Genomic DNA, 12,913 nt, shown 5'->3' on the forward strand with positions numbered 1-12,913 from the left:
TGTGCTGAAACTTAGCGCTCCATCGACTCCACAACCGCCAGCGCGGTCATGTTGACCAGACGGCGCACCGTTGCTGTCGAGGTCAATACGTGCACCGGACGCGCCACGCCGAGCAGGATGGGGCCGATGGTGACGCCTTCGCCACCGGTCATCTTGATCAGGTTGTACGAGATGTTGGCCGCGTCGATGTTGGGCATGACCAGCAGATTGGCTTCGCCCTTCAGCGGGGAATCCGGGTTGGCTTCGCGGCGCAGGTCTTCATTCAGCGCCGAATCGCCGTGCATTTCGCCATCCACCTCAAGCTCACCCGCCGACATCGCCGAAACGAGACCGGCAGCAATACTCATCTTGCGTGCCGATTCGGAGTTGCCTGAACCAAAGTTGGAGTGCGAGAGTAGCGCCACTTTCGGATTGCTGCCGAAACGCTTCACTTGCTCGGCTGCCATCATGGTCATTTCGGCAATTTCCTGAGCATTCGGGTTCTCATTCACATGCGTATCGCAGATGAAGAGCGAACGTCCCGGCAGCATCAGGTAGTTCATGGCGGCCAGGGTGCTGACCCCGGGACGCTTGCCGATGATCTGGCTGATCACGCCGAGATGATGACTGTACTGACCGGTCATGCCGCAAATCATGCCGTCAGCGTAGCCCAGCTTGAGCAACATGGCACCGATCACCGTCGGCTTGCGGCGCATGGCTTCCTTGGCGATGGCTGGGGTGATGCCCTGACGTGCCATGGCCTTGTGGTAGGCGGTCCAGCATTCGCGGTAACGCTCGTCGGATTCGGGATTGATGATTTCGAAATCGACGCCCGGCTTGATGCGCAGCTTGGCTTTTTCCAGGCGATGCTCGATGACCGCCGGACGCCCGATCAGCAGCGGACGGGCAAACTTTTCCTCAATGACCACTTGGGCGGCGCGCAGTACGCGCTCATCTTCACCTTCGGCGAAGATGATGCGCTTGCCCTTGGCTTGTCGGGCGGCCTGAAAAATGGCGCGCATGCCGACCCCGGTGTGATAGACGAACTCGGACAGCTTGGCCCGGTAGGCATCCCAATCGGTAATCGGACGCGTCGCCACGCCGGACTCCATCGCTGCCAGAGCAACAGCCGGGGCAATCTTGACGATCAGGCGCGGATCGAAAGGCTTGGGAATGAGATATTCCGGGCCGAACGACAGGTCAGCGCCAGGATAGGCCATGGCCACTTCATCGGTGACTTCGGCTTCGGCCAGTTCGGCAATGGCGCGCACCGAAGCCATCTTCATCTCTTCGGTAATACGCGTCGCACCCACATCGAGCGCCCCACGGAAGATGAACGGGAAGCAGAGGACGTTATTGACCTGGTTCACATAGTCGGAGCGGCCGGTAGCGATAATGGCATCCGGGCGAACCTCCTGAACCAGTTCGGGCATGATTTCCGGCGTCGGGTTGGCCAGGGCGAAGACCATCGGCTTTTCAGCCATGCTCTTGACCATGTCCTGCTTGACCACGCCGGCAGCCGACAGACCGAGGAAGATGTCGGCACCAACCATGGCATCAGCCAGCGTCCGCTGCTCGGTATTCTGGGCGTAGCGGGCCTTGGTTTCATCCATGCCACCGGGGCGACCGACGTAGATGACCCCCTTGGAGTCACAAATGGTGATGTTCTCGCGCTTGACGCCAAGTTCGCACCACAAATTGACACACGAGATGGCTGCCGCGCCCGCTCCTGATACGACTACCTTGACCTCATCGATCTTCTTGTCGACGACCTTCAAGCCGTTGAGCATGGCGGCACCGGAAATGATGGCGGTACCGTGCTGATCATCGTGGAAGACCGGAATATTCATCCGCTCCTTGAGCTTCTCTTCGATATAGAAGCATTCCGGTGCCTTGATGTCTTCCAGATTGATGCCACCAAGCGTCGGCTCAAGGGCGGCGATCATGTCAATCAGCTTGTCCGGATCGTTTTCGGCGAGTTCGATATCGAATACATCAATGCCGGCGAATTTCTTGAACAGGCAACCCTTGCCTTCCATGACCGGCTTGGAGGCGAGCGGGCCGATGTTGCCGAGACCGAGGACGGCGGTGCCGTTGGTCACGACACCAACCAGATTGGCCCGCGAGGTATACCAGGCTGCCGTTGCCGGATCTTCGACAATCGCATCGCAGGCCGCCGCAACACCGGGGGAATAAGCCAGGGCAAGGTCACGCTGGTTGGTCAGACCCTTGGTCGGGCGAACTGAAATTTTGCCCGGAGTGGGCCAGCGATGGTATTCGAGAGCGGCTTCGCGCAGATCCTTTTCCACGGATTCTCCTGAGAATTTTGGTAGTGGGGAAAACCGGTTAGATTACTCCAATCGTTGCGCCGCTGGAAGTGTAATTCATAATTACGGGACAGAATCCGTGACTTTTCGCTGCTTTGAAGGACGCCTCAGGCGGCAGCCGGCTGCCGCCTGAGGCGCAGGGCAACGAAATAGCTGAGCGCGATAATCGACACCAGCAAAGCGCCAAACATCAGCTCCCTGCCCTCGCTCCACGCATCAACTGCCGGCAAAAGCATTTTCGCCGCGCCAAAAGCGGCCACCAGCAGACTGATGCCGGCAACGACCAGCCCCATGACCCGGGACGCAATCAGCGCCACCTGATCAGCCCGGGCAATCAGGCGAGCGATCCACAAGCCGTTCGCACCATCAGTCAGCATCATGCCTAGCATGAAGAGCAGGGCAAGCACCAGCGCGTGCCCCCAGCCACCGAACTGTGTCGCCGCAAGGGCAAAGAAGGCAGCCTGCGTGAGCGTATCGAAGGAAAGTGCAAACAGGGCACCAACCAGCGCGATCAGCGCCGGATGCGAAACGTTACGCAGACTACCCAGAAGGCGCCCCTTGAGGCCGACCGGCTGGACCATTTCATGCGACTTTGCGGCAAGCACGGCAGCCAGATTGAGGCTACCCAAGGCAATCAGAAAGGCAATCGAAATGACCGCCCCCAAGGTACCAAACCATTCCGGCACCACCCACCGCCCGGCCAGCGCTGAAACGCCCAGCGCAATGGCCATGACAACGGTGCCGTGACCGAGCGAGAACAGGGTGCCGCAATAGCGCGCCATGTCCGGACGGGACCGGGCGTTGTAGCGTGTCAATCCATCGATAGTCGCCAGATGATCGGCATCAAAGCCGTGCTTCATGCCAAGCACGAAGGTCAGGATCATCAAGGAGAGCCAGTCGGCGGGGAGGGTTTCCATGGGTTCAAGTCGGAAATTACAGCCATCTTGATACAAAGGTGCCGGCTGATCAATGCGCCGTTGCTTCTTTTCAGCCCAGGTCAAATGAACGCTGTCAAAGCCCATCGAAAAAGCAGGAACGGGAAATGCTTGGATAAACGAGCAGTTGATCGTTCAACCTTTGCCCCCCGGGTTCCGTTATAGAACTTATGCAGCACAAGGAGGATTCATCATGGCCCACACCGACATCCGACTCGCCGTCGCGGAGGAACGCACCATCTACGACGTGGCCGCCATCGACCGCGCCATGGAAGAAGCCAACGGCAATCGCAACGAAGCCCTGGCCTGCCTCTACGACAAGATGAAGCAGCGGGGCGGCGGTCGCTTCCTGATCCGCCCGACGGGCGCCGACATGATCGATGATCTCTACGACAGTTGCCCCAATTTCAGCGATGTCATCGACGATCTGAAGAAATACGTCGCGCTGTCGGTCGCCGGCAACGAGCCAATGAGCTTTACGCCTATCCTGTTGCTTGGCGAGCCGGGTATCGGCAAAACCCATTTCGCGCGCGAATTGGCCGCCCGCCTCGGCACCGGCCATGAATTCATCTCGATGAGTTCGCTCACCGCCGGCTGGGTGCTATCCGGCGCCTCGTCACAGTGGAACAACGCCAAGCCGGGCAAAGTGGCGCACACTTTGGTGCATGGCGACTACGCCAACCCCATTGTGGTGCTCGACGAAGTCGACAAGGCCGGCGGTGATGCACGCTACGACCCGATGGGTGCCCTCTACGGACTGCTTGAAAAAGACACGGCACGTTCCTTTAAGGACGAGTTCATCGATATCGATATCGATGCCTCACACATCCTGTGGGTAACGACCGCCAACGATGAACGATCGATTCCCGAACCGATCCTCAACCGCATGAACGTCTACGAAGTGCCGCGCCCCGACCACGATGCCGCTATCAGCATCGCTGCTGCACTGTATCGGGACATCGTCAGCCAGCACGACTGGGGGTTCCCGCAGGAAGCCGACGAAGCGGTGCTCGAGCGCCTCGGCTCCATGCCCCCCCGCGACATGCGCAAACGCCTGTTAGCCGCCTTTGGCACCGCCAAACTGGAAGGCCGTAACTGGCTGGAAGGCCGTGACTTCGAGCAAACCCGGATGGGCCGGAGCCGGAAAATCGGGTTCTGAACAGTCTGCATTCCCGGCTAATCTGACGATTCCGGCACCCGTCCGGAATACTTAAGCCAGAGATAGCCAAGCCCACCGGCCGCCAGCGAGGCGAGCAGGATAGCCATTTTTGAGGCATTGACGAGGTTCGCGCTACCGGCGAAAGCCAGGTTGGCAATAAAGATCGACATGGTGAAGCCAATGCCGCCCAACAGGCCGGCACCGATGATGTGAGACCAGCGCAGATCGCCCGGCATACGACAGAGGCCCAAGTTAACAGCGAGCAGGCATGCCAGAACGATGCCAAGTGGTTTGCCGACCAGCAGCCCGCCGATAATGCCGGCACTATTGCTGGCCAGGAGTTCCTGCTCCCAGCCGCTGGCGACGACGATGCCGGTATTGGCCAGCGCAAAAACGGGCAACACGAAAAAAGCCACCGGCCGGTGCAAGCCATGCTCCAGTCGATGCGACGGCGAGGAATCATCCTCGGCTCGCCCTGAAAACGGGATGGCAAAGGCCAGCAAGACTCCGGCGATCGTCGCGTGTACGCCGGATTTCAGCATCAGGAACCACATCAGCGCCCCGCCCAGCAGAAAGGGGATCAAGGACATGACACGCAGGCGATTGAGTACGACGAGCAGGGCAAAAACAGCCAGCGCTGCCATCAGGAAGCCTGGGGAGAACTGTGCGGTATAGAAAACCGCGATGACGACAATCGCGCCCAGATCGTCCATAACCGCCAGCGCCGTCAGGAAAACCTTGAGTGAGACAGGTACCCGACTGCCCAGCAAAGCCAGTACGCCGAGCGCAAAGGCAATGTCGGTGGCCATCGGGATTCCCGCCCCGGCCTGGGTCGGCGTATCGGCATTCAGGGCGAAATGAATCCCTGCCGGCACGACAATACCGCCGATGGCAGCAACGATAGGGAGCAAGGCATTCCTGAAATTGGACAACTCGCCAACATACAGTTCGCGCTCCAGTTCAAGCCCGACGAACAGGAAAAAGACCGCCATCAGCGCATCGTTGGCCCAGTGTTCAAGACTCAGCCCGAGAACACGGCTGTGCCAGAAATCCAGATACGCCGGCCCCAGCGCTGAATTGGCCACGATCAATGAGAGAGCGGTACAGACAATCAGGACGATCCCGCTCGATTTTTCCGACTCAAAAAAACGATTGAACGTATTTGAAAGTCTTATCTGATGGCTGGTCATGCCGGCACTTTCCAGTCTAGGTCGCGATGCCGGGCAAGGTGACGGGGTGTCCACGAGTGCGCCGAACGGGAGACGAAATGATAGCGTGCGACATGGTACGAGGGGTCAAAGCCGTAGAAATTGCGGCGCATTTCGTTCAACTCTTCAGCACGGTAGTCGGCCAGTGGTTTGGCCGCCTCGTCGCCTTGCCGCCTTGCCTGTTTGGCCGCGAGCTGTTGGGTGAAATCACTGGCTGCCGCAAGTTCAGCCGCCCGGCGCGCCACATCAATGGCAAAACCGTGACCCGGCAGGCAGGCGTCGTAGAAGCCCAGCCTTACCGCTTCCGGCGCGGTCATCGGCAAGCGGTGGCGCATGATGGCCCGGGCGCCTTCCTCGCCGACGCGCGGTGGCAGGAGGTAAGTCCAGAACTCTGAACCATACAGGTTGCCCATGTTTTTGTAGTGCGGATTGAGCATCACCCCATCGCGGACCCAGACAAAATCGGCAGCGCGGGCCAGGAAACACCCGCCTGCGCCGGCATTGCCGCCCACTGCAGCCACGGTCAACTGGGTTTCGCAGCACAAAATAGCCTCCGCCAGATCATCGATGGCATTGATGTTGGCCCACGACTCGTCGGGTGGACTTTCAGCCGCCTCGATGGTGTTGAGATGGATGCCGTTCGACCAGAAATCGCTGCCCCCACGCAGCACGATGACGCGTGTTGGCCGGCTGCTCGCCCAGCGGAAAGCCTCGGTCAGACGCCGACACTGTGACGTGCTCATGGCCCCGTTGTAGAACTCAAAGCTGAGGAATCCGACAGCGTTTCCATTCCAATCGGCCTCTTCGTAGCTGATGTCCTGCCAGGTCGGCGTCGGTGATTTCCACAGGCCGGCTAGCGGCAACTCGGGCAATTTTTCCGCATCAGGCATAGCCAGCGTCGCCGGTAGCTTGATGCCGCCGGCCGGCTTGATGTGACCAAGCCATACGGCACCATCAACGGTCGCCCGGCAGATAGCCGTTTCACGGCGCCCCAGCAAACATCCCGGCGGACCTTTCAGCGTAGCTTCCGGCCAGGCGTCAAAGAGGTGACAAGGCTGCCCGAACAGCCTGTCGGCGACGCCGGGAAAGCCATCCGCCGCATGCAATTTGGCCAGAATGGCGGCACTGCTTTCGTGCTGCCAATCGATGGCGCGATCAGCCTGCCCAATCAGGCCATGGGCTTCTTCCGGCACACGCTTCGGGAGGTAATATGCCCGCAATTTGCGCTCAACGGCAGAAAGCACGGCTTGGACGGCCATTTCGGTAATTTCATGACGATAGATTGACGACTTCCGGCCCGTCCGCATCGGGAACAACGCCGAAGCCCACACCGGCCCGGCATCCATCTCGGCCTCGGCCTGCAATACCGTGACCCCCCATTGCCGGACACCTTGCTGGACTGCCCAGTCGAGCGCTGACGGCCCGCGATCACCCGCCGGACCTGGATGAACGATCAGGCAGCAATAGCGCGACCAGATCGACTCGGAAATGGCCCGCTTGAGAAACGGCGCAATGATCAGATCAGGACGAAACAAGGCCACCGCTTCTTCAGTCACAGAATCGGCAATATCAAACTCGATACTGAGGTCGTGGCGGCGCGACGCCAATTCAGCATAGAGACGCTGGGTCAGGCCGTTGAAGCTGTGGGTGAGCAGGAGAATTCTCATAACCTACACTTCTTTACCAATTTATGCCAATGCCATTTTTCGATGTGGAACAATGGTTTGGATGAGATTTCGAAACTTTCCAGGTTTATCAGAGCCATTCGCAAGCTTTATACGATATATGACTTTAGTTAGCATCGGGCACCTACTTGGAGAATGACAGTGCACAGAGAAGGAAAGCGTGGCAAGCCTCGGAATCATCAGGCTAGCCGCGAGCCCCGCCCCGAGTACATCGCCGCCGTCCGCCACCTCGATGGCCGAAGCGAGATTTTCTACATCCGGTACGCCGATGATCTGGATGACGCACGCGAACTGGTCATGGCCGAAGTCGGCAAGGTGCAATCCGTAGTGATCGCCCAGCGCCACTGAGCGGGGCTCAGCAAATCCGCGGCAATTGTTCGCCGCTCAGCCAGTCGACAATGCGTTTGCCGCCAAAGCCCGTGATCATCTGAACGAAATGATGTTCGTCTGCATGCACCGTACCAATGATTGCTGCGGCCACACCCAGGGGATGGGCGCGCATCGCTTGCAACAGCTTTTCCGCATCATGTTCGGCGCAGATCGCCACCAGTTTCCCTTCATTGGCGACATAAAGCGGGTCCAATCCGAGAAATTCACAGGCTGCATTGACCGCCAGGGAAATCGGCAATGCCTTTTCATGAAGCATCATGCCGACAGCAGACTGGCCGGCGATTTCATTCAGGGTGGTGGCCAGACCGCCCCGCGTCGGATCGCGAAGGACATGAATGTCGGCCCCGCTCTGCCGCATCGCCTCGATCAGGCCATGCAAGGCAGCGGTGTCGGAAACGATGGGGGACTCGAAGCCAAGACTCTCTCGCTCGGCCATGATGGCCATACCATGATCACCCAAAGTCCCGGAAACCAGGATCACATCACCCGGCCGGGCACCCCGCCCCGACAATTCGCGCCCCGGCGCCACGACACCAATGCCGGTCGTCGTGATAAATACCCCGTCACCCTTGCCGCGCTCAACCACCTTGGTATCCCCGGTCACAACCGGCACCCCGGCGGCCCTTGCCGCCTCAGCCATGCTTTGCACGATACGGGCAAGATCGGCGAGTTTAAAACCCTCTTCGATGATAAAGCCAGCAGAAAGATAGAGTGGCTTCGCCCCCATCACAGCCACATCGTTGATCGTGCCATGCACCGACAGACAACCGATATCGCCCCCCGGAAAAAACAATGGCGAGACAACGTGCGAGTCGGTGGCCATGACCAAGCGGCCGGCACCAGGATGGGGCAGCAGCGCCCCATCGTCACCTTGGGCGAGGTATTCATTGCCAAGGTATCTGGCGAACAATTCCTCGATCAATTGGGCCATGGCGCGGCCACCGGCGCCATGCGCCATATCGACCTGACCGTGCTTGATATCAAGTGGCCGCACGTAGGCTTTGCGAGCGTCAGACATCCTTGTAGCGTCCATAAGTGTAGTGAGCGGCGCAAGCGCCTTCGGAACTGACCATGCAGGAACCGACCGGATTTTCCGGGGTACAGACCGAGCCGAAAATCTTGCAGTCCTGCGGACGCTTGACGCCGCGCAGGATGGCGCCACATTCGCAAGCCTTGTGGTCAGCCACCGAGATATAGCCAACCGAAAAGCGCCTTTCTGCGTCAAATTCGGCGAACTGACTGCGAATGCGCAAGGCCGAGTAGGGCAGAACATGCAAACCGCGCCATTCGAACTGTTTCCGCATTTCAAACACCTCAGCCACCAATTGCTGCGCCTTCTTGTTCCCATCCCGGTCGACTGCCCGCGAGAATTCGTTTTCGACTTCAGCCCGGCCTTCATTGACCTGACGGATCAGCATCCTGATCGCCAGCATGACATCAAGCGGCTCAAAACCGGCGATGACCACCGGCTTGCGGTACTCCTCGGCGAAGAATTCGTAGGGACGACTGCCGATGATCGTCGACACGTGAGCCGGGCCGATAAAGGCATCGAGCGTCACGGTTCCCCACTGACGCACTTCCGGCGACTCAAGGATGCTTGCAATCGCCGACGGCGTCAGCACGTGGCAACACAGTACCGAAAAATTCTTGAGGCCTAGCGCAACGGCCTGCTTGATGGCGACTGCCGTTGGCGGCGTCGTCGTTTCGAAGCCGATGGCAAAGAACACCACTTGCCGATCAGGATTTTTCTGTGCCAGCGCCACCGCATCGGCGCTCGAATACACCATCTGCACGTCGCCGCCGCGGGCCTTCGCCTTGAGTAAAGACAACCCCTCGGAAGCCGGCACGCGTAGGCAGTCACCGTAGGTACAGAGCATCACACCCGCCTCGAGCGCCAGACGGATGGCCTGATCAATTCGCCCAATCGGCAGCACACAGACCGGGCAGCCGGGGCCGTGGATCATCCTGACATTGGCTGGTAGCAGGTCGGATACGCCATAGCGCGAAATGGCGTGGGTATGGCCGCCGCAAAACTCCATGAAATGGTAGTTACGGGCCGGGTTTGCCTCTCGACGGATGGCCTCGGCCAAGCCCTTGGCAAGTTCCCCGTCGCGAAATTCGTCGATGTACCTCATCAGTGGAGAGTCGGGTCTTCACCGGGTCCAAGTTCACCCATTTCAGCAAACAGTTTCAGCGTCTTCTCGGCCTCGTCGGGATCAAGCCGGTTAAGCGCATAGCCGACATGGACAATGACGTAATCGCCCACCACCACGCCGTCGACCAGGGCCAGCGATATCTCCTTCTTGACGCCGGCCAGATCGACCAGTGCCATGTCGCCATCGCGCAGTTCAACGACTTGCGCAGGGATTGCCAGACACATGACTGCTCCTCAATTGCTCAAAATTCCGTTCAACGCCGACCGGTCAGGGCGCGCAGAAAACCGCGCCGGCTGACCGGCGGGGCAGCCTCCTCCGGCGACGGACCAGCCGGACCCACCAAGCCGAGAGCCCGACGGGCGTCATTGGCCAGATGACGGGCTTCCACCATACCGCTCACCGTGGCAACGGCATCGACCAGATCGACATACTGACAATCGCCCAGCACGGCATCGTGCGCCGCCGAAAAGCGCCAGTCCACATCGCCCAGTGCCAGATAACGTCGTTGCCCGAGGGGAATATGCCCCCATAACTCACCCCCACCGGGCAGCAGAAACACCCGGATGAAACCCGGCGAAATGACGGCAGCCAGCCAGTCGCCACGCTCGCGCAAACACCAGGCAAGTTCAACCGCCAGCGCCGGATTGACCGGCAAACCTTCAGCCATGGCCGGCGCACGCTGCAGCAGGACCGATGCCGGGTCGCTCGGCCAGTCTGTAGGTGTCGATATTTCGCTCAAGACACTTCCTTTTCTAAAAGTACGCCCGGCTGATTTTCGCCGCTTGCCAAATGACCGGCAAGTTCCATACGGCGGGCCACCCAGGCCTGGCCGAGAGCCAGTCCACCATCGTTGGGCGGCGCTTGGCGTGCCTCAAGCAGCCCGATTCCGGCCACCGCCAGATGCTGACGCAGGGCGGCCATGAGGATGGCGTTGCAGGCGCAGCCGCCACCCACGACGACCGATTGCATCGCTGCCCGGCAGGCTGCCGCCGCCACCCATTCGGACAGTCCAGCAGCAACCGTGGCATGAAAGAGCGCCGCCCCCAGGGCCGCATCGTCCTTGCACCCCATCAGGGCCGGCAACATGGGCGACAAATCGAGAACTGCCCCGCCCTCCAGCAAGGCATAGCCGCCAGGCAACGGCTCGACCGGTCCATGCCGGGCGGCCAGCCCCTCAAGCTCCATGGCGGCCTGACCTTCGTATTGCATGAGGTCGCGCACGCCGAGCAAACCAGCCGCCGCATCGAACCAGCGCCCCAGACTGGTCGTCGGCGGACAGCGCAACTGGCGCGCCAGCATGGTAAGCAAGGGGCCGGGGTCGCGCGCGGGGTAATACTGCTTGATCCAGCCGCCGACGCGATACCCGAAACCGGCGCCATGCAGGGCAGCGACCGCCATGCGCCACGGCTCTTTGGCCGCCCGGTCCCCGCCCGGCATGGCCAGCGGGCCGAGGTGACCAAGGCGCTGGCAATTGGCGCCATCGATACCGAGCATTTCCCCGCCCCAGGCAGCGCCATCCGGACCAAGGCCGACCCCATCGAGCGCCAGACCGATTATCGGCTCATTGACACCCTGTTCGGCACAGATAGCAGCAATATGCGCATGATGATGACCAACCGCCAGAGCCGGAATGGCAAACTTTTCGGCCAGACGACCAGCGAGATGGGTGGACGGAAAATCGGGGTGCAAATCATGCACGATCAGTTCTGGACGGACATCGAGAATGCCGATCAGGTGATGCACCGTTTCCTCAAGAAAGGTGACGGCCGCGACATTGTCCAGACTGCCCACATGTTGTGACAGAAAGGCCTGACGGCCCTTCATGAGGCATACCGTATTCTTCAGATAGCCCCCCAGCGCCAGCACCGCCGGGCCATTATCGGCCAACGCAATCGGGACCGGCACATAACCACGGGCCCGACGAATGAAGGCCGGGCCGGCACGCACCACCGAATCGTCACACCGAATGACGATATCTCGGTCGTGCATCAGGAAGGCATCAGCGATGCCGGACAGGCGGGTCAATGCTTCATCGTTGTCAACGACCAGCGGCTCGCCCTGCGGGTTTGCACTGGTCATGACCAGCAGAAGGTCACTTGCCAAGTTCAGCCAGTCGATACCGCTTGGACGTCCCGCCGCCTCATGCCAGAGCAGCAGGTGCAATGGGGTCGTTGGCAGCATGATCCCAAGCCAGGCGAGGCCGGGAGCAATACCCCTGAGTTCGCTCGCCCCCTTGGGGCAAAGCACGATGGGGCCAGCAACGCTACACAACAGGGCCAGTTCTTCCACCCCAATCTGCGCATAGTCGGACAGAGAGGAAGCGTTCAGGGCCATCACCGCGAAGGGCTTGGCCTCGCGCTGCTTGCGTTCGCGCAACGTTGCCACAGCCGAAGCGTTGCGCGCATCACAGGCGAGATGGAAGCCGCCCAGCCCCTTGATGGCGACAATCTTGCCACGGCGCAGCAGGGCCAGCGTTGCAGCGACGGGATCTCCCGGCAGCGGCTGACCATCTCCCGACAGCAGGCTCAGTTGTGGCCCACAATCCCGACAACAGGTGGTTTCAGCATGAAACCGCCGGTCGGCTGGCGCCCGATACTCGTTGCCACACGACAGACAAAGCGAAAAAGGCGCGAGACTCGTTTGCGCCCGATCATAGGGAATGCGCTGACTGACCGTATAACGCGGCCCACAATGGGTGCAGGTGGTGAAGGCATAACGCCAGCGCCGGCTGTCCGGATCACAAATATCGGCGATGCAGTCGGGGCAGACGGCAGCATCCGGGCCGATGGCCGTTTGGATGTCGCCATCCGCGCTATCGAGGATGACAAAACTGTCACCAGTGACTTCCTGCACCTCGTCTTCGATGCTATCGATACGAGCCAGTCGCGGCAGCTCCAGCGGCAGGCGGCGGATGAATTCCTGCCAATTCGGGCCACTGACGGCAGCCAGCACACCTGCACCATCGTTACGCACCCAGCCACGGAGGTCCAGTTCGCTGGCCAGACGCCAGACGTAGGGACGAAAGCCGACGCCCTGAACCAGGCCGCGAATGCGGAGCAGCCGCCCGCTCATCG

General features: G+C 60.3%; 11 protein-coding genes. 2 read left to right on the forward strand and 9 right to left on the reverse strand.

The genetic code is table 11. The features are described from left to right. Positions 1–11: 11 nt before the first annotated feature. Complete coding sequence (locus HYN24_RS14760) at positions 12–2,288, reverse strand: NADP-dependent malic enzyme (RefSeq protein WP_117609965.1); 2,277 nt, start codon at positions 2,286–2,288, stop codon at positions 12–14. Between the two features lie 125 nt (positions 2,289–2,413). Next, a complete protein-coding gene (locus HYN24_RS14765) occupies positions 2,414–3,223 on the reverse strand; it encodes a nickel transporter (protein WP_117610409.1) in 810 nt (269 codons plus the stop codon). A 211-nt stretch (positions 3,224–3,434) separates the two neighbouring features. On the opposite strand from HYN24_RS14765, the gene HYN24_RS14770 reads away from it, so the two are divergent. Then, positions 3,435–4,400 (forward strand): AAA family ATPase, encoded by a 966-nt coding sequence (locus HYN24_RS14770; protein ID WP_117609966.1) that lies wholly within the window; start codon positions 3,435–3,437, stop codon positions 4,398–4,400. A 17-nt stretch (positions 4,401–4,417) separates the two neighbouring features. Here HYN24_RS14770 and nhaA read toward each other — a convergent pair whose 3' ends face one another. Further along, positions 4,418–5,590, reverse strand: a complete 1,173-nt coding sequence (gene nhaA / locus HYN24_RS14775; protein ID WP_117609967.1) for a Na+/H+ antiporter NhaA — start codon at positions 5,588–5,590, stop codon at positions 4,418–4,420. Beyond that, positions 5,587–7,275 (reverse strand): hydrogenase maturation protein, encoded by a 1,689-nt coding sequence (locus HYN24_RS14780; protein WP_117609968.1) that lies wholly within the window; start codon positions 7,273–7,275, stop codon positions 5,587–5,589. The genes nhaA and HYN24_RS14780 overlap by 4 nt, the downstream gene beginning before the upstream one ends. A gap of 159 nt (positions 7,276–7,434) precedes the next feature. On the opposite strand from HYN24_RS14780, the gene HYN24_RS14785 reads away from it, so the two are divergent. Next, positions 7,435–7,641, forward strand: a complete 207-nt coding sequence (locus HYN24_RS14785; RefSeq protein WP_162888756.1) for a hypothetical protein — start codon at positions 7,435–7,437, stop codon at positions 7,639–7,641. 7 nt (positions 7,642–7,648) lie between these two features. Here the strand turns inward: HYN24_RS14785 and hypE are convergent, their stop codons facing one another. Genes hypE through hypF form a run of 5 tightly spaced genes read right to left on the reverse strand, consistent with a single transcriptional unit; the run spans position 7,649 to position 12,911 of the window. Next, the gene (hypE, locus tag HYN24_RS14790) at positions 7,649–8,701 is read right to left on the reverse strand and encodes a hydrogenase expression/formation protein HypE (protein WP_117609970.1); all 1,053 of its coding nucleotides are present in this window, start codon (positions 8,699–8,701) and stop codon (positions 7,649–7,651) included. Next, positions 8,694–9,818 carry a hydrogenase formation protein HypD gene (hypD, locus tag HYN24_RS14795; protein WP_117609971.1) on the reverse strand — a complete coding sequence of 375 codons (1,125 nt, stop codon included), beginning with the start codon at positions 9,816–9,818 and terminating at the stop codon, positions 8,694–8,696. Before hypD ends, hypE begins: the two co-directional genes overlap by 8 nt. Beyond that, the gene (locus tag HYN24_RS14800; RefSeq protein WP_117609972.1) at positions 9,818–10,063 is read right to left on the reverse strand and encodes a HypC/HybG/HupF family hydrogenase formation chaperone; all 246 of its coding nucleotides are present in this window, start codon (positions 10,061–10,063) and stop codon (positions 9,818–9,820) included. Before HYN24_RS14800 ends, hypD begins: the two co-directional genes overlap by 1 nt. Before the next feature lie 29 nt (positions 10,064–10,092). Beyond that, positions 10,093–10,578 carry a [NiFe]-hydrogenase assembly chaperone HybE gene (hybE, locus tag HYN24_RS14805; protein WP_117609973.1) on the reverse strand — a complete coding sequence of 162 codons (486 nt, stop codon included), beginning with the start codon at positions 10,576–10,578 and terminating at the stop codon, positions 10,093–10,095. Next, positions 10,575–12,911 carry a carbamoyltransferase HypF gene (gene hypF, locus HYN24_RS14810; protein WP_117609974.1) on the reverse strand — a complete coding sequence of 779 codons (2,337 nt, stop codon included), beginning with the start codon at positions 12,909–12,911 and terminating at the stop codon, positions 10,575–10,577. Before hypF ends, hybE begins: the two co-directional genes overlap by 4 nt. Between the last annotated feature and the right edge of the window lie 2 nt (positions 12,912–12,913).

The organism is Dechloromonas sp. HYN0024 (genome assembly GCF_003441615.1).
GTDB lineage: Bacteria > Pseudomonadota > Gammaproteobacteria > Burkholderiales > Rhodocyclaceae > Azonexus.